Source organism: Haloferax sp. ATB1 (genome assembly GCF_000730175.1).
The window spans coordinates 23,884-41,443 of sequence record NZ_JPES01000040.1; the positions used below are offsets into that span (position 1 = coordinate 23,884).

Sequence of the window (17,560 nt, forward strand, 5' to 3'; positions counted from 1 at the left end):
TCGACGGAGCGCGTCGCGTACCGGTGTGCAGACCAGACAGGGCGTCCGTCGCCCCGACGACTCGTGGAGAACGCGTCTCTCCGGACGGCACGTACGCGTTCGCGTGTAATTCAGGGAACCGACTTCGTCACGCGCGCAAAAAATACTGTAAAGATTATAAATAAATTTAGAATAAACTTCTAGAATATAACCGTTGTGGAGAGAGTATATGTCATCTCAACTCATATTATCACGGTAACGCATAGCACCCATGAGTCAGCCCGAACCACACTACAGAGAGGTATCTTTCGGTACCCATACGGCCGCTCACTCGGCCGTACGAGAGGAGGCGACGCCCGCCACCCCACGGGTGTCTGTCATCATTCCGACGTACAACGAAGCGGAGAACATCCTGCAGGCGATCGACCGCTGTCTCGACGCCCTCGCCGACCACCCCTCCGAAATCATCGTCGTCGACGACGACTCCCCAGACGGGACGTGGCGACTCGTCGAACGGCGGTACGACGCGACTGACCACGTTCGCGTCCTCCGGCGCGAGGGAGCGCGCGGGCTGGCAACCGCTGTCGCCTACGGATTCGCTCACGCCACCGCCGACTGCTGTGCGGTCATCGACGCGGACTTACAGCACCCGCCCGAGTTGCTGCCCGTCCTCGTCGACACGGTCGCCAACGACGTTGACATCGCCATCGCCAGTCGGTACGTCTCCCGCGGCGGCGTCGCCGCCTGGCCGTGGCACCGCCGGGTCGTCAGTTACGGCGCGACGGTTCTCGCTCGGCTCTGTATCCCGTCGGCGAGAGGCGTCGCAGACCCGCTCAGCGGCTACTTCGTCGTCCGCCGCGACCTGCTCCGGGAGGCGACGCTCAGCCCGACCGGGTACAAGATCCTCTTAGAACTGCTCACGCGCTGTGACGGGGCGCAGGTCCGGGAGGTCCCGTACGTCTTCGTGGACCGGCGAAACGGCGACTCGAAGCTCTCGTCTCGGGAGTTCCTCGAATATCTGCTGCACCTCGCGAAGCTTTCGTACCACAGTCACCGGCGGGTTCGCGCATGACCGACTTTCCACCCGTCCCGTTCGGTGACGACCGCGGCGCGTCGCGCGCGGCACCCCCCGCCCAACCCGCTACCGCGACCGCCACCGATATGCGCGTTGCGCTCTGTCCGCACCTCTCGCTCGAACACTACCGCGGCGGCGAGAAGTGGACCGCCGCCCTCGCGAACCGACTCGTCGCCGACGGCGTGAACGTCGCCGTCCACGCGCTCCCGTACGCGCCCGGGAACACGCGCCGCGTCGCCGTCAGAGACGTTCTCGACGCGGCCGTCCCGTACCGCGAGGCGTGGCGACACGACCTCTCGGCGTACGATACCGCCTACGTGTTCTACGCGCCGCTTTCCGAACTGTTCTTCACCGGAGCGAGTCGGACCATCGCCGGCATTCACTCGTGGGTCTACGTCTCGCCGCGGCTGTTCGAATCGCACTACGGACCGGTTCCGACGGTCGTGAAGGCGCTCTACCGAACCATCGGTGCGACCGACATCAGACGGTACACCGCCGTCCACACCGTGACGCCCGCGTTCAGGTCGCCGCACCCGAACACGGTGTACATCCCCAACTTCGTCGACACCGACCGCTTCTATCCCGGGCGGGTCCCGCTCGACGACGAGTTCACCGTGCTCGTTACCGCCGCGCGCATCCGCGAGAAGGGATGGGACACGGTGCGAGCGGTCGCCCGTCGCCTCCCGCCGAACGTTCGGTTACTGGCGACCGGAACGGGGAGTGACCCGCACGTCACGGACCTCGGGTTCCTTACGGAAGACGAACTCGCGGACGCGTACGCCCGAGCGCACGTCGTCCTCCACGCGGCCCGCGTCGACACCGACAGCATGGTGATAAACGAGGCGTGCGCCTCCGGAACGCCGGTCGTCACCACGTCGCTGCCGACCCACGACGTCGAAAACGAGGCGGTTCTCCACCGGGACACGCCGGACGAGATACTCGGCGCGATAGCGATGCTGTACGACGAGTGGGAACGCGGCGACGGCTACGACGAGCGGTGTCGCGTCTCGCGCCGCGAGGGCGAGACGCACGGGTTCGACGTCGTCTACCCGCAACTCAAGCGGTTACTGCTCGGGGAGACGGTCCCGGCGTCTCGCCCGGAGGTCGTCGGATGAGCGGCGACCAATCGGTCGCCGACCGACTCCGTTCGCTCCCGCTCACCGGGCGTAACAGGCGGTTCGTCCAGTACCTCATCGTCGGCCTCGTCGGTATCAGTATCAACGAGGGGTTACTGTTCCTCGTGAGCGGCATCGGCGGCCTCTCGTACGTGATCGGGGGCACGGTCGGTCGGGTAGTGAGCACGTTCGTCAACTTCGTCATCAACGACCGCTGGACGTGGCGGTCCTACGGGGGCATCGGACACCGGCCGTGGGCGTGGCGGGCGACGAAGTACGGGATGACGCGGCTCGTCGGTATCGCCATCGGCGTCGTCGCGCTCGTCGCGTTCGTCGAACTCCTCGGACTGCACTACCTCGTGGCCAACGTCGCCGCTATCGGCGTCGGCGCGCTCTGGGGCTTCACCGCCAGCGACCGATTCGTCTGGCAGGCGAATCGGGACGGCGCGGTCGCGGGCGACCTCGATTGGCCCGCGGTGCAGGAGCGACTGGCGAAGGTCGACAGACCGACGTGGTCCGTCGTGGCCGTCTCGGCCGGGGTGTTCGTCGTGTTCAGCCTCCTCACGGTCCAGCTCTACCGGGGTTACTGGACGACGGGGTCCGACTTCGGCTCGTACGTCCACATGCTCTCGACGACCCTCGATGGACAGGGATTTCTCATCCACGGGAAGTACCGCGTGAGTCACCCGGAAGGCTCCTACTGGGGTGCGCATTTCTCGTTGACGCTCCTGTTATTCCTCCCGCTTTTCGCGGTCGTTCGGTCGCCGATGACGCTCCTCGTCGCGAAGTCGTTCCTCCTCGCGTCCAGCGTGCTGGCCCTCTGGTTCGTCGCCCGAACGCACATCCGGAGCGACCGCCTCGCCGGGGCGGTCGTCCTCTCGTACGCGCTCAACCCGTTCCTCTGGTCGGCGTGGCTGTTCGACTTCCAGGAGCAGTCGCTGCTCCCGGTGTTCATCTTCGGCGCGTACTACGCGTACGCCCGCCGCCGATACGTCGCGTTCTTGGGCCTTCTCGCGCTCGTACTCCTCACGAACGAGTTCGTCATCTTCATCGTCATCGGCGCGCTCTCCGGCCTCGTCGTCGCAGCGTACCGCGGCGGCCGACTCGACGACGAGCGCTGGGTGCTCCTCGCCGGCTTCCTGTTCGTCCTGTTCGCGCAGGTGCTCTCCGGGGCGGTCATGGACCGATTCAGCCTCTACGGCGGTATCCCGATGGCGTCCATCGCCGGCCCGCTCAAGCCGTACGTCGGTCCGCGGGTGGGCGTCGGCGAGCTACTCGCGCTCGGCGTGCGCGACCCGACGCTCATCGTCAGCGCGCTCGGCGTGAACCTCTCCGACAAGCTGCTCTACTTCGTCGTCTTTCTCGTCCCCGTCGTCTTCCTCTCGCTGAACGACGAGGTGTCGGTCGGTGCGCTCGCCCCGTACCTCCTGTTTTCGTGGTTCTTCGCGGGGCGGTCGATTTACTACATGTTCGGCGCGCACTACCCGCTTTACCTCCTCCCGTTTCTCTACATCGGAGCCGTCCGCGTCGTGGGCCGGAGCGCGATTTCGATACCGTCTCAGGAGCTCCTGTTTCGGTTGCTGGCGACCGTCATCGCCATCAACATCGTCACGGGAGCCGTCGTCGGGTTCGACCTGAACGTCGTCCCGGTACCGACGCAGAACGAACACACTGAGACGCTCGAACGCGCCATCGACGGCATTCCCGCCGACGCGTCGTTGCTCACGCAGAACGATATCTACCCCCACGTCGCGATGCGGCCGAACGCGACCTACGTCGTTCGACCCGATATGTTCCACCAGTACCAACGGGAGTACGGGGCTATCACGCCGGAGTACGTTCTCTACGACACCCGCCTCACCGGTCGACCGTACGACTGGTCGCGGGCCGTTCAAGCGGCGTTCGGCGACCGCCTCGGAACCGAGTACGGTCTCTATCAGTACCAAGACGGCATCTACGTCTACAAACGGGGCTACAGCGGGCGGATCGCTCTCATCGACGACGACTACGAGTTCGACGAGCGGTTCGACGCCGGCGAGTTCGAACTCAGTCAGGAGAACGCGCGAGTCGTCGGTGACGACATCGTCGGCAGCGGGGCGGGCGAGGGCAACCTCTGGTTCGGTCCCTATATCGAACTCCCGCCGGGGAACTACACCGCGACCTACCGCGTGAACGTCGAGAGCACCGGCGACGACCCCGTGTTGCGACTGAACGTCGGCGCGGGCCACAACAGCCGGGTCGTCGCCGAGCGGACCGTCGGCGCGACCGACGGTTGGGAGAACGTGACGCTCGCGTTCACGCTCGACCGACCCACGACGGGCGTCGAGTTCCGCGGGGCACAGGCGGGCGGCAACGGGACGGTTCGGTTCGACGCCGTCCGCGTCGTGCTCCAGTCGACCGACTACGAAACCGGCGGCCCGGGGAACGGAACGACCGCAGCGGGAAGCGCGGTGCCTCCCGAGCTGTGGATGGAACTGAACTCGGTCCCGGCCGAGGACGACCCGTCCGTCGACGCGAACGAAAGCGACGCCGACGTGAACGCGAACGAAAGCGACGCCGAAACTGACGATACCGGTCCCGCCGAGACAGGCGGGTCCGGCGTGGCTCGACTGGCGGCGTTTCCCGCGGGGCTGACCACCGGTCCGCCACCTGCGTCCCCCGCTCGCCCGTCACGAATCGACAGCGACCGCGCACCGTCCGCCGAGGTATCCGACGAATGAAAACGCTACTCATCACCGTCGACGCGTGGCGCGCCAGCCACGCGTCGTTCATGCCGAACAGCACAGCGTCACGAACGCCGGCCCTGGAGTCGCTCGCCGAGCGCGGCGCGGTCTTCACGCAGGCCGTCAGCCACGGCCCGGCGACGCCGTACGCGTTTCCGGCGCTGTTGACATCGACGTATCCGCTCGATTTCGGGGGGTACGAGCGGATTCGAGAGGACCGGACGCTCCTGAGCGAACGGCTCGCCGACGCCGGATACACCTGTACCGGGATTCACGCGAACCCGTGGCTCGGCGAGAGATACGGCTACGCGCGCGGCTACGAGAGCTACCGCGATGTCGGGGCGTTCAGTTCCCCGACGCTCGATAGCGGCCGGGAGTTCCTTATCAACCGATTCGGCCTCGACCACCCGGTGTACCGGGCGGCACAGTACCTGTTCCGGTTCGGCAGTGCCCCGCTGTACCGCCTTCGCGGCGGGGCCGACGAGGTGTCGCTGGCGCGGCGAGCGCTCGCCGATGCGCCGGCGGACAGTTTCGTCTGGGTCCACCTCCTCGACCCGCACGCTCCCTACACGCCGCCGAAGCGACACCGCGAGGCCGTCGGCGTCCGGTTGGGTCGGTCGTCGGCAACCCAGTTGACGACGCGGGCGCAACACGCCCCGGACAGCCTCAGCGAACGGGAACGCGAGTTGGTACGCAAACTCTACGACGCCTCGGTCCGGCACGCGGACGAGCGCGTCGGAGCGCTCCTCTCGGAGGTCGGCGACGACGCGCTCGTCGTCGTCACGGCCGACCACGGCGAGGCGCTCTTCGAGCACGGACAGGTCGGTCACGAACCCGCGCTGTACGACGAGTTGGTTCACGTCCCGCTTTTGATTCGCCCGCCCGCGAGCGGAATCGCTGGCCCGCTCGTCGTCGACACGCAGGTCAGACACGTCGACATCGCGCCCACCGTCCTCGATTACGCCGGCGTCGACGCCCCGTCGTCGTTCAGGGGGCGGTCGCTCCGGCCCGCAATCGAGGGGAGGGCGATTCCGGAACGACCGGCCGTGACGGAGGTCGCGTCGACTCGGCAGACGCCCGGTCGCATCGACGAGTCCGCGTTACAGATCGGCGTCAGACTGCCCACCCACAAACTCATTTCGCGGGGAGACGAACTGTACGGGTTCGACCTGCAGGCCGACGCGGGTGAACTCGCCCCGATTCCGAACCCCGAGGGTGCCGACTGGCGGCCGCTGCACCGTCAGCTACGCGAGCGCCGCGACGCCATCGACTTCACCGGGACGGTCGCCGCCGAGCGCGACGCGGCCGTCGAGGAGCGACTCCGCGAACTCGGCTATCTCGACTGACCCGCTCTGTGTCCCGTGGGGTCGCCCGGCGAGCGCGTGGCTCGGCCCGCGTTCGCCCCCATCTCGTGCGAAGACGACGGCCACTCACGGGACCCCACATATTGTGACAATCAACTACCAAACTCATTATTAATAGTAAATTTATGTTGTATATATACCATATGATACTCGAACTGAGTCGTTCTACAGAGTCTGACCAGACGACGTCAGTCGCGGATATCGAGCGTCGAGATTTGACCGAGATACGAGGCGGAACGTCGGCGGCGGGGACGGCATCATTGGCCGGTTGTGCGGGCGAGGCGGTGACGGTGTTCGCCGAGCCCGCACACCCGTACGCGCGGGCGCTTCTGTCGGGCATCCTCAGTCCAGACCCGTCGGTGACGCCGAACCGAGTCCCGCTTGCGGGCGACGTGCCGACGGCCGCCGCGGTCAGCCACACGGTACCGTCGGCGTCGGCGGCGGAGAGACAGAAGCGCTGTCCGCTGTCCGAGGCTTTTTCTCGCCGCGTAATGCACAGTCGTCATGGACGCAGACCCCCGCGAAGCAGTCGCAGTCGCCGCCGCGGAAGTGGGAGCAGAGCACGCGTCGGCGCGGTTCAGGACCGAACTTGACATCGAACAGAAGGACGACGAAATCGACCTCGTGACCGAGGTCGACCGCGAGACGCAACGGCGGGTCATCGCGGAGATTCGAGAGCGGTTCCCCGACGACGCGGTCGTCGGCGAGGAGGAAGACGAACTGAAGACCGTCCCCGAGTCGGGCTACGCGTGGATTATCGACCCGATAGACGGGACGCAAAACTACACGCGGGGGGCCCGCGAGTGGGTGACGAGCGTCGCCGTCGTCGAAGACCAGACGCCGATTGCGGCGGTGAACGTCTCCCCCGAGACGGGCGACACGTACGTCGCCACGGAGGCGCGAGTCGAGCGGAACGGACGGCCTATCTCGGTCAACGACGAACCGAACACCAGCGCCTTTCTCGTCTCCTCGACGCTCCGGTACCGGGAGGGTGACAGACCGGGAATCGAACGGCTTTCGGGGGACGTCTTCGGGACGTTCGGGGAGATGCGGAAGCTCGGAACGACGCAGCTAACGCTTTCGAGACTCGCCGACGGCTCGATAGACGCCGTCATCGGACTCGACGAGCATCCGAACGCGTGGGACACCGTCGCCGGAGCCTACCTCGTCGAGCGCGCGGGCGGGGTGGTAACCGACATTCACGGGAACGGGTGGGGACCGGGGCAGCCCGGCCTCGTCGCGTCCAACGGGCGCGCACACGACGAGGTACTCGACGCGGCGCAGGCGGCGTTCGAGGCGACGCGATAGCGGCGTCAACGCTCCGGCGTCTACGACAACCGGCCGTGGCGGCGTGACCGTGACCAACCGAATTACACAGTTACGCCTGTAATGGGGCGGGAGAGCGAGCGGGCCGAGGACGACAGCGGCGGCAAGAGAGCGACGACAGCAGCGGGACGATGCCGGCCGACCGTGGCGACACCTCAGTTCCGTTATGAATCGGTGCGAAGGGGACGCGCGGTGAATCGACGACGAACGAACACCACGGCGACGGCGCGTCAGCGGACTGGACGGCGGACGAATCGGGGGGAGTCTCCGGTCGCAGAGGCTACTTAAACGTTCACGCGTCCGAAAATCTAGTCGAAAGCGGTCGTTTCGGGCGCTCGTTCGCCCCTGAAACCCGATTTCGCGCGACTCGGGACAGGCGGCGTTCCTCGCTTCCGAATACGTATATACAGACGAGCCGAGACGCCCGCCGAGGAACGGATAATTCCAATCTCGGTGCTTCGTAATCAGCTTAGAGTCGCGTGTTAACTATTGTCATATTCGGCGATTGCTGATAAATGTTCGACCCTGCGGAACGGTCAGATGGCAGATGAGTCGGGGCGATTCGTTCACAAGCGAGCGCCCAGTTCGAGCGTCGCCGTCGCCGGTCGGCACGACAGCAGCCTCGAACGGAGGTACAGCTTTAACCCCTGACCGTTGACTCCCCTCCATGAATAGACACGACCCGTCCGGCGTGCTCAAGACGACCGCCGCCTCGTTGGCGCTCGTCGATCACATCCTCGAACTGGAGGGGGCGACGATGAGCGAGCTGGTCGAGGCGACGGACCTCGCGAAGAGCACGGTCCACGCTCACCTCAAGACGCTCGCCGAGTACGGCTACGTCGTGAACGTCGACAACGAGTACCACCTCGGGGCGAAGTTCTGCCACCTCGGCGACTACGTCAGGACGCGCAAGGAGTACTACCGCGTCGCGCAGGAGACCGTCTCGTGGCTCGACAGCGAGTCGTCGATGGACGCGGACTTCGCGGTCGAAGAACACGGTCGCATCGTCTCGTTGTACGGCGACCTCGAATTCGCGAACTCTCCGCGGTTTCTCATCGACGGCAGTCCGTTCCACGTCCACACGACGTGTTCCGGCAAGGCGATTATCGCCGAGTACCCGGAGACGCGGGTGCGGGAAATCATCGACCGGTGGGGGCTTCCGGCGGCGACGGACGACTCCATCACGACCGAAGACGAGCTGTTCGCGGAGCTGGCGACCGTCCGCGAGCGGGGGTACGCCGAGAACAGCGGCGAGGCGGTCGAGGGGTTTTGGGCCATCGGGAAGGCCGTAAAGTCGCCGCGCGGCGAGGTGTACGGGTCGCTGAACCTGAGCGGCCCGGCGTACGTCGTCGACGAGGAGACGCGGGCGACGCAGGTGGAACTGCTCGAACGCGCCGCCGAGCGGTTCGAACAGGGCGTCGCGGAACTGTACCAGACCCAAGCGAGCGAGCCGAACGAAGAGTGAAAACGAGAGGGCGAGAGAGGCGGTGAATCCGTCGGGCGGTACTCGGACGCGTTACGCCGGGACGTTTCCGGACGGGACGACGCCGTCGTCAGTCCAGCCGCGACGCTCGTAGTACGCTTCGAGCGCCGCCTCGAACCCGTCTAACTCGTCGGCGTACGGGAGCGTGTCGTCGCCGCGGTCGAAGCCGCGCTGGTTGTTGAAGTGCCGTTCGAGCGTGACGATGCGGTCGCCGACCGCTAGCAGGTCCTCGAAGTCGGCACCGAACAGCATCTCGTAGCGCTCGGGGGTCATGAAGTCCCGCGAGAACTTGCAGACGATGCCGCTGTCGTTGAGCGCCATCTGGTTTTCCTTCTCGATGAGGCGCTTGGGCTTGCCCTCGAACCCCTCCGGCGGGTAGGCGTCGTCTTTACCCACCAGCGGGTACTCCTGGGAGTAGAACACCGCGTACATGTGGTCCGCGCCGCGGTTGGCGACGGCGTACGACAGGCCCTGTCCGTGGAGGACGCGCCCCTCGTGGGCGGCGAAGTCCATCCCCTTGACCGTCCAGTTCTCCACCCCGAGGTCGTCGTGCACGCGGGCGATGCCCTCGGCGAGGTCGTCGCCGACGCCCTCCCGGAGCGCGATTTTCTCCACGAGGTCGTGGATGAGGTCGGTGTTGCCGAACTCGTCTTCGCTGGCGAGGTAGGCCGCGACGGTGTTGCCGGCCGAGATGGCGTCGAGGCCGTAGCGGTCGCACAGTTCGTTCGACTTCATCACCTCGACGATGTCGTCGACGCCGGAGTTCGACCCGAACGCCATGGTGACTTCGAACTCGGGGCCTTCGGTCTCGACGCCCGCCTCCTCGTCTCTCGTGGGGAGCTTACACGCGAACGCGCAGGCCGAACAGGTTCCCTTCTTGTACTTCTTCTTCTCGACGGCGTCGCCGTTGATGCCCTCCGCGCCCTCGAAGTGGCGCTCGGAGAAGTAGTACGACGGGAGGCCGTCCATCTCGTTGGCGAGGTCCAGCACGGCGACGGTCCCCTGACGCTTCATGATGTGGTCGTCGGTGGCGGCCTCGCGGTGAATCTCCATCTGCGACGACGGAATCTCGATGTCCGGCGCGGAGTCGCCGCCGAAGGTGAGCGCCTTCACGTTCTTCGACCCGAGGACGGCACCGAGGCCGCCGCGGCCGAACGCGCGCTCCTCGCTCGTCATGATGGAGGCGAAGCGCACGAGGTTCTCGCCGGCGGGGCCGACGACCATCGTCCGGTCGGCTTCGATGCCGTGTTCGTCGTCGAGGTACGCGACCGTCTCGGGGACCGTCGCGCCGGCGAGGTCCGGGACGGATTCGAACTCGACGCCCTCGTCGGTGACGTGGAGGACGACCAGTTCGTCGCTCGCGCCCGTGAGTTCGACCGCCGAGTAGCCCGCGTCCGCGAAGTTCCGCGAGACGAACCCGCCCGCGTTCGACGAGCAGAGGCCGCCGGTCAGCGGCGAGACGCTGGTGCAGTTCGTGCGACCGGTGAAGCTCATGTTCGAGGCCTGCATCGGACCGGTGCTGAAGTAGACCCGGTTCTCCGGGCTGAAGGGGTCAACGTCGAAGGAGACGCGCTCGTGAGCGAGGCGGGTGGCGACTCCGCGACCCCCGACGTAGGATTCGAGAATCTCGTCGATGTCTTCCGTCCGACTGGTCTCGTCTCCTAAGTCGACCGTGAGCAGCGGACCTTTTGCGTGTAACATTGGAAAAAGAAGGAGTTGCCTCGCACAAATCCATTGTGGTTACTGTTGTGTCGCTAACCAAATCACCGCGGGAAGCCCGCTTCGAAACCGGATACTGTGTACGTCATCAATAGGAAGCGTGGACAAATTATTTATGACTGTTCTACATGGGTTGAGGTATGGTCGCAGGTCCGCCGATTCACGAGTTGCACTTCGACGACGCGCCGAACGTGGGCGACGTTCCGGGGCCGAAATCGACGCGACTCCTCGAAAAGCAGCAGCGAATCGACAGCAGCGCCGTCTCGTACCCCGAAGACATCCCCATCGCGTTCGAAAGCGGGAAGGGCGCGACGGTGCGCGACGCCGACGGCAACACCTTCATCGACATGTTCGCCGGCATCGGCGTGCTGAACGTCGGTCACTCGAACCCGTACGTCCTCGACGCGGTCCACGAGCAGACCGATAAGTTCGTCCACACGGTCGACTTCCCGACGGAGGCCCGACTCGACCTCATCGAGAAGTTGGACGAAATCGCGCCCGAGGGACTCCGCGGGAACAACCGCGTCGTCTTCGGCGGCCCGACGGGGAGCGACGCCATCGAGGCGTCCATCAAACTCGCTAAGTACAACACCGAGGGCACCGGACTCGTCGCCTTCCGCGGCGCGTACCACGGCGCGACGAGCGGCGCGATGAGCCTCACCGGCAACAAGAAGTTCAAGGGCGACTACTCGCCGCTCCTCCCCGACGTGGTCCACGCGCCCTACCCGAACACTATCGAGATGGGCAAGGGACCGCAGGAGGCGGTCGACCACTGTCTCGAAGAGGTCAAGGCCATCTTCGAGGACCCCTACGGCGGCCTCGCCAACCCGGCTGGCATCTTCGTCGAGCCGATTCAGGGCGAAGGCGGCGTCGTCACCCCGCCGAAGGGCTTCCTGAAGGGCCTCCGCGACATCGCCGACGACAACAACGTGCCGCTCGTGTTCGACGAGATTCAGAGCGGTCTCGGTCGCTCCGGCAAGTGGTGGGCCAGCGAGTGGTACGGCGTCACGCCGGACGTGATGACCTCGGCGAAGGCGCTCGGCGGGACCGGCTTCCCGCTGTCGGCGACCATCTACCACGAGGACCTCGACACGTGGGGGTCGGGCGACCACGCGGGCACCTACCGCGGCCACGTCGTCGGGATGCGCGCCGGCACCCGCGCCATCGAGTACATCCAGGAACACGACCTCCTCGCGCACGCTCGCGACCTCGGTCAGTACATCCGCGGGCGGCTCTCCGAGGTCGCAGAGGACAACCCCCGAGTCGTGGACGTTCGCGGGAGGGGGCTGTTCATCGGCGCGGAGTTCGTCGACGCCGAGGGCAAGCCCGACGGCGACGCGGCCGACGCGCTCCAGCAGTACTGCTTCGAACACGGCGTGTTGGTGTGGAAGGCCGGCCGGCACGGCAACATCCTGCGCCTGCTCCCGCCGCTCGTGCTCACCCGCGACCTCGCGGAGACGGCGCTCGACGTCATCACCGACGGTATCGAGGCGGTCACGGCCGAAACGCAACGAGTCTAAGTCACGCGCTTAGCGCACACCACACGATTCGCGCACCCGATCACGAGTCACTCACGCGACGACGCCACCGCGCACGAGACAACCCCTACTCGCAGGGCGTCGTCGCACGGCGACAACCCCTACGTCGCAGGGTACGGCTCGGTCGCCGGCGACACGGGCGCTCACGTCTACGGGGTACGGCCCGGTACAGACCGACCGAGTACGGTCGAGGACATCGACGGCGACATCGACGCACAGACCGACCGCGTACGTCGACAACATCGCGGCCGTCGTCTCCGAGGCCGGCGGCGACGGCCTCGACGACGAACGGGTGAAACTGACGGCGTACGGCGCGCGAGTTCGATGAGGTGCCAGCCGGGTCAACGAGGCGTACTGCGTCGAGTTCGACGCGACTGCCGCCGGCTGACGTGCGGGTCGAAATGGACGCGATAGCGTATCGTCGGGTAGGTCGCGATGGGCGCGAGAGCGTATCTCGGGTAGGCTCGACGGCGCGACCACGGGTTTTCCGAGGGCCGACGAACCGACGTTCAGTCGTTCAGTTCGTCGACTCGGCGGTCACGCCGCTCGTTCGCGGCGTCGATTCGCTCGACGAACTCCGACATCTGCGCTTTCATATCGGCCCGCAGGTCGGTCGCCGAGAAGTCGTCAGACTCCGCGAGGAGCCTGACGAACGCCTGTAGCTCCTCGTCCGTGAGCTGGTCGAACGCGCCGCGTTCGAGCTTGTCGATGACGGCGTCCACGTCGATTTGACCGACTGGTTCGACGTTAAAATCGACCGTGACCATCCGGTAGTCGGAGCCGGCCAGTTCCTGTTCGGCCTTGTTGACGCCCTCGGCGAGCATGTCCTTGAACGGGGTGTAGTAGCCCATCGTCCCGAGGTGGAGAAAGGCGAGCATGTCGGTGATGCCCCGGGTGTACGCCTCGCGGTCGGCGGCGTCGGGGTTGAACACCGTCTCGCGGTCGCGGTCTTCGAGCGACTCGAAGAGGATGGTGAAATCGAGTATCGCGTTGCGGAGGCGGCGTCGAATCCGGTTGCGCTTCTGTTTTTTCGAGTGGTCGGTGTAGTCGGTCTTCCGGCCGAGCAGGAACTCGCGGTCGCTCGGCGTCAGGATGCCGCGGCCGCGGTCGGCGGCGTAGGCGAGGTCGTCGGTGCCGTCCGTTCCGTCGGCGTCGTTTGCCATATACAGAACCCGTGTACGAATTCGATTAAGCGTTACGAACGGGCCGAATATCCGGAGGATTCGGGGCGATAGCCGGAATATCACGAGTTCTCGTCTACAGTTCGCGTGAACGCACCGGCCGAGCGTTGAGACGAGACGCTACTCAGCGAGGAAAGCGCACGACTGCAGCGGGTCGACGCCCGACTTTCCGACCGTTTGTAAACGGATTTCGTTCTCGGCGTCACCGATAACCACAAATTTTATTGGTAATGTTTGCACTTGTCGTGATGTGGGACATCACGTAGCATGGTGTCCGTCGGAGCGAGAGTATGTCAGACCACAACACAGCACACGCGTGCAACGGTCGTCGTGACGCACAGTTCGGGGCGCGGGCCTCGGCCAGTCAGTCGGGAGGTGACGACCCCGTCCGGACGGGGTCGAACGGAGCGCTCGCACACGGGGGGTGCCGACCATGAGTTCCGCCGACGGCGCAGTCGGGCGCTTCCTCGACGAAATCGAGCCGGTGGTGTTCGCGTTCGGCGCGGCGATAACGCTGCTCTTCGTCGGCGCGTTCAGCCTCAATCCCGAGGCCTCCTACGAGTTCGTCCTCGGGATTCGCCGGTGGATTCTCGCCACGTTCAACTGGTTCTTCCTGTTGGCGATGCTCGGGTTCGTCCTGTTCCTGGGCTTCGTGATATTCGGGCCGTGGGGGAACCTAAAGCTCGGTGACGAGGACCCAGAGTACAGCTTCCTGTCGTACTTCGCGATGATGTACTCCGCCGGCCTCGCGGCGGGTATCGTCTTCTGGGGGCCCGCGGAGGCGCTGTTCCACTACTCGACGGTCCCGCCGCTGTACGGGGCCGAGGCCCAGTCCGCGGCGGCGATGCCGCTGGCAGTCCAGTACTCCATCTTCCATTGGAGTCTGACCCAGTGGTTCGTGTTTCACTGTGATGGGACTCGCCATCGGCTACTTCGTCTACAACTACGACGCGCCGCTTCGCGTGTCGGCGGTCCTGACGCCGGTGCTCGGCGCGGACAACGTCGACGGCGCGATAGGGAAACTCGTCGACATCCTCGCCGTGTTCGCGACCCTCGGCGGCGTCGCGACTTCGCTGGGATTCATCGGGAGCCAGTTCATCACCGGCCTGAACTTCCAGTGGGGAATCCAACTCGGCGACGTGGGGACCATCCTCGTCATCACGGGCATGGTCGTCATCTTCACCATCTCGTTGGTGCTGGGCGTCGACAAGGGGATTCGCCGGCTCTCGAACTTCAACATGGCTCGTGTTCTCCCTGTTGATGCTCGCGACGCTGATATTCGGGCCGACCTTCCGCATCCTCGAACTCGGCACGCAGGCGACCGGCGGCTTCATCGGCGACTTCTTCCAGATGAGCCTGTTCACGCAGGCCACCGCGGCCAGTTCCGAGCAAGTGGGTCAACGCGTGGACCGTCTTCTACTGGCTCTGGCCGCTGGCGTGGTCGCCGTTCGCGGGCCTGTTCATCGCCCGCATCTCGCGCGGTCGGAGCGTCCGCGAAGTCGCGTTCGCCGGTATCGGCGCGACCTCGCTCGCGACGGTCCCGTGGTTCGCCATCGTCGGCGGCGCGGGCGTCATCATGCAGCACACGGGCGCAGCGAACGTCCTCGGGCCGGTCTCCGAGTACGGCGAAGCGGTCTCGGGATACGTCCTCTTCGGTAACCTCCCCATCGTCGGACCGCTGCTCCTGTTCGGGTTCCTCGTGCTCGTGACGACGTTCTTCGTCACCTCCGCCGACTCGTCGACGCTCGCGGTGTCGATGATGACCACCGGCGGCAAAAAGGAACCGTCCGCGCTCAACCGCATCTTCTGGGCCGTCCTCCAGGGCGCGGTCGCGTCCATCCTGATGGTCGTCGGCGGCGTGAACGCCCTGCAGTCCGCGGCGATTATCACGGGCGCGCCGTTCGCGATTATCTGCGTGATAGCGACGCTCGGGCTCATCCGGACCTTCCAAGACGACTACGGAAGCCTGCTCCTCCAAGACGAGACGAACCTCTGGGGGAAGTCGGAGTCGACCGGCGGGCAGGCGCCGGCCGCGAACGTCTCCAGCCACGACGACGACTGACGCCGAATCCAGTCAAATCCAGCCGAACGCAGTTCCGTCCCCGTCTCTGTCCATCTCCATTCTCTGCAACCGGTTCCGACCGAGAGCGCCGCCAGCGTAGTCGCAGAGACGGTCGCGAACCGTGACGCATGGTAGTCTCTATGATACCAAGTTTTAATGTACGGCATCAACAAATCCTGTGTATGGATCGGGATACCGCAGAGCCGGACGCAGCAGCGCTGCCCGGACCCAACGCGAAGCAGTGGGTCGAGTTCCACCACGAGCACGCCGCGCCCAGCGAGTACTCCCACGAGTTCGTCTGGGACGTGACCGCCGAGGCCGACGGCCCGTTCGTCACCGACGTGGACGGCAACGTCCTCTTGGATTTCACCTGCCACATCGGGGCCGCGCCGCTCGGCTACAACAACGAGAAGGTGCTGTCGAAGCTCCGGGAGTTCGACCTCGTCGAGCCGATGAAAATCGCCGGGCAGGACATGTACTTCGGAGCCGGCCCCGACCCCGAGACAGCCGACTTCCCCGGGGCGAGCCACCTGATGGACAAACTCACCGACGTGTCCTCCCACTACGGGATGGACACGGTGTTCCTGTCGAACTCCGGGGCCGAAGCCGTCGAGAACGCGATGAAGATAACGCACGACCACAAGGCCCCCGCGAAGTACGGCTACGCCTTCGAAGGGAGCTTCCACGGGCGGACGCTCGGGACGCTCTCGCTCACGAAGTCGAAGGAGGTCTACACCCGCCACTACCCGCAGGTCGCGGGCATCGAGACGGTGCCGTTCTGCGCGGATTCGGGCTGTTCGGCCGACACCTGCGACTGCGGCTTCTTCGCCGGCGACGGGTCGCAGTTGCGGAACTCCCTGTCGCCGGAGGGCGGCCACGTCAACCCCGACGAGGTCGCGTTCGCGATTCTCGAACCGATTCAGGGCGTCGGTGGCTACCGCTTCCCGAGCGAGGAGTTCATGGCCGAGGTGGGCGACGTCTGCGACACCTACGACATCCCGCTCGTCGTGGACGAGATTCAGTCGGGCGTCGGTCGCACCGGCGAGATGTGGGCCGCCGACCACTACCCCATCGAACCCGACGTCATCGCCAGCGCGAAGGGACTCCGCGTCGGCGCGACCGTCTCGCGGTCCGACGTGTTCCCGACCGAGAAGAACCGCCTCGGGTCGACGTTCGGCGGCGGCGACCTGCTCGCGTCGATGCAGGGCGCGCTCACGCTCGACGCCATCGAGGAGTACGACCTGCTCGACAACGCGACCGAGCGCGGCCGGCAGGCGAAGGAACTCCTCGCCGACGACGCGCCCGACCACGTGGTCGATATCCGCGGCAAGGGCCTGATGCTCGCCGTCGAGTTCGACACCAAACAGCGCCGCGACGCCGTCGTCGAGGCGGCGCTCGACCGCGGCCTGCTCACCCTCGGCTGTGGGAAAAAGACGATTCGCCTCCTGCCCCCGCTCGACTCCACCGAGCGCGAAATCGAGATGGGCGTGGGCATCTTCTGCGAGGCGATGGACGCCGTGGCGACCGAAGTGGCCGCGTGAGGGTCGGCGTCACCGAGTGAACAGCGCGAACAGCGATAGGAAAGAACAAGCCCGAAACGCGGTCTACCCCGTTTTTCCGGCCTCGTCAGACCGACTCAGACTCAGTAGACTCACCGCCGCGCTCGTCTAGCGAGTGCGAAGCGACTTCGACGCCGTCGAGCGCCGAAAGCGAGTCGAGGGCGTCCGCGAGGTGGTCCGGGCCGCTTCCGTCGAGTCGAACATCGACCGGCACCCGATTCGGCGCGTCGGACGCGGTTCGGGTAGCGCGCTCGACGCTGTCGAGCTCGGCCCCGGACGCGGCGACGGCCTCGGAGAGGTCGCCCAGCACCGCCGGCCAGCCGTCGAGTTCGAGGCGTGCTTCGACGGCACGCCCGAGCGCCTGCATCCCAACGCGGGTCAGTTCAGCGTGTTCGGAGAGACCGACGTTGCCGCCGGAGACGACGGCCGCGACGCG

The 17,560-nt window shown here is 65.9% G+C and carries 10 protein-coding genes and 3 pseudogenes; 10 read left to right on the forward strand and 3 right to left on the reverse strand.

The window, feature by feature from the left end; genetic code table 11:
* Window positions 1-349: 349 nt before the first annotated feature.
* From ATB1_RS06505 to ATB1_RS06530, 6 genes are all read left to right on the forward strand, one after another.
* Window positions 350-1,051 carry a polyprenol monophosphomannose synthase gene (locus ATB1_RS06505; RefSeq protein ID WP_042662774.1) on the forward strand — a complete coding sequence of 234 codons (702 nt, stop codon included), beginning with the start codon at window positions 350-352 and terminating at the stop codon, window positions 1,049-1,051.
* On the forward strand, window positions 1,048-2,169 hold the full coding sequence (locus ATB1_RS06510; protein ID WP_198526050.1) for a glycosyltransferase family 4 protein: 1,122 nt from the start codon (window positions 1,048-1,050) through the stop codon (window positions 2,167-2,169). Before ATB1_RS06505 ends, ATB1_RS06510 begins: the two co-directional genes overlap by 4 nt.
* The gene (locus ATB1_RS06515) at window positions 2,166-4,889 is read left to right on the forward strand and encodes a GtrA family protein (RefSeq protein WP_042662775.1); all 2,724 of its coding nucleotides are present in this window, start codon (window positions 2,166-2,168) and stop codon (window positions 4,887-4,889) included. Before ATB1_RS06510 ends, ATB1_RS06515 begins: the two co-directional genes overlap by 4 nt.
* Window positions 4,886-6,238 carry a sulfatase gene (locus tag ATB1_RS06520; protein WP_042662776.1) on the forward strand — a complete coding sequence of 451 codons (1,353 nt, stop codon included), beginning with the start codon at window positions 4,886-4,888 and terminating at the stop codon, window positions 6,236-6,238. Before ATB1_RS06515 ends, ATB1_RS06520 begins: the two co-directional genes overlap by 4 nt.
* Window positions 6,239-6,760: 522 nt before the next feature.
* Window positions 6,761-7,564 (forward strand): inositol monophosphatase, encoded by an 804-nt coding sequence (locus tag ATB1_RS06525; RefSeq protein WP_042662777.1) that lies wholly within the window; start codon window positions 6,761-6,763, stop codon window positions 7,562-7,564.
* 685 nt (window positions 7,565-8,249) lie between these two features.
* On the forward strand, window positions 8,250-9,047 hold the full coding sequence (locus tag ATB1_RS06530; protein WP_042662778.1) for an IclR family transcriptional regulator: 798 nt from the start codon (window positions 8,250-8,252) through the stop codon (window positions 9,045-9,047).
* Window positions 9,048-9,098: 51 nt separating this feature from the next.
* On the opposite strand, the gene ATB1_RS06535 is transcribed toward ATB1_RS06530, so the two are convergent.
* Window positions 9,099-10,766, reverse strand: a complete 1,668-nt coding sequence (locus tag ATB1_RS06535) for an aldehyde ferredoxin oxidoreductase family protein (RefSeq protein WP_042662779.1) — start codon at window positions 10,764-10,766, stop codon at window positions 9,099-9,101.
* A gap of 158 nt (window positions 10,767-10,924) precedes the next feature.
* On the opposite strand from ATB1_RS06535, the gene ATB1_RS06540 reads away from it, so the two are divergent.
* Complete coding sequence (locus ATB1_RS06540) at window positions 10,925-12,304, forward strand: aspartate aminotransferase family protein (RefSeq protein ID WP_042662780.1); 1,380 nt, start codon at window positions 10,925-10,927, stop codon at window positions 12,302-12,304.
* A 26-nt stretch (window positions 12,305-12,330) separates the two neighbouring features.
* Window positions 12,331-12,741, forward strand: a pseudogene (locus ATB1_RS24325) (hypothetical protein); the annotation flags it as partial.
* 90 nt (window positions 12,742-12,831) lie between these two features.
* On the opposite strand, the gene ATB1_RS06545 reads toward ATB1_RS24325, so the two are convergent.
* The gene (locus ATB1_RS06545; RefSeq protein ID WP_042662781.1) at window positions 12,832-13,485 is read right to left on the reverse strand and encodes a hypothetical protein; all 654 of its coding nucleotides are present in this window, start codon (window positions 13,483-13,485) and stop codon (window positions 12,832-12,834) included.
* Window positions 13,486-13,936: 451 nt separating this feature from the next.
* On the opposite strand from ATB1_RS06545, the pseudogene ATB1_RS06550 reads away from it, so the two are divergent.
* Together ATB1_RS06550 and ATB1_RS06555 are read left to right on the forward strand one after the other, a co-directional pair.
* A pseudogene (locus tag ATB1_RS06550) lies at window positions 13,937-15,565 on the forward strand (BCCT family transporter).
* Between the two features lie 182 nt (window positions 15,566-15,747).
* Window positions 15,748-17,106, forward strand: coding sequence for an aminotransferase class III-fold pyridoxal phosphate-dependent enzyme (locus ATB1_RS06555; RefSeq protein WP_042662782.1), 1,359 nt, complete (start codon window positions 15,748-15,750; stop codon window positions 17,104-17,106).
* An 85-nt stretch (window positions 17,107-17,191) separates the two neighbouring features.
* Here ATB1_RS06555 and ATB1_RS06560 read toward each other — a convergent pair.
* A pseudogene (locus tag ATB1_RS06560) lies at window positions 17,192-17,560 on the reverse strand (serine/threonine dehydratase); the annotation flags it as partial.

What these genes read in the sequence shown, in the direction of transcription:
- ATB1_RS06530 (WP_042662778.1), top strand. Translation starts at nt 8,250, where the DNA reads ATGAATAGACACGACCCGTCCGGCGTGCTCAAGACGACCGCCGCCTCG.
- ATB1_RS06520 (WP_042662776.1), top strand. Translation starts at nt 4,886, where the DNA reads ATGAAAACGCTACTCATCACCGTCGACGCGTGGCGCGCCAGCCACGCG.
- ATB1_RS06555 (WP_042662782.1), top strand. Translation starts at nt 15,748, where the DNA reads ATGGATCGGGATACCGCAGAGCCGGACGCAGCAGCGCTGCCCGGACCC.
- ATB1_RS06515 (WP_042662775.1), top strand. Translation starts at nt 2,166, where the DNA reads ATGAGCGGCGACCAATCGGTCGCCGACCGACTCCGTTCGCTCCCGCTC.
- ATB1_RS06510 (WP_198526050.1), top strand. Translation starts at nt 1,048, where the DNA reads ATGACCGACTTTCCACCCGTCCCGTTCGGTGACGACCGCGGCGCGTCG.
- ATB1_RS06525 (WP_042662777.1), top strand. Translation starts at nt 6,761, where the DNA reads ATGGACGCAGACCCCCGCGAAGCAGTCGCAGTCGCCGCCGCGGAAGTG.
- ATB1_RS06535 (WP_042662779.1), bottom strand. Translation starts at nt 10,766, where the DNA reads ATGTTACACGCAAAAGGTCCGCTGCTCACGGTCGACTTAGGAGACGAG.
- ATB1_RS06540 (WP_042662780.1), top strand. Translation starts at nt 10,925, where the DNA reads ATGGTCGCAGGTCCGCCGATTCACGAGTTGCACTTCGACGACGCGCCG.
- ATB1_RS06545 (WP_042662781.1), bottom strand. Translation starts at nt 13,485, where the DNA reads ATGGCAAACGACGCCGACGGAACGGACGGCACCGACGACCTCGCCTAC.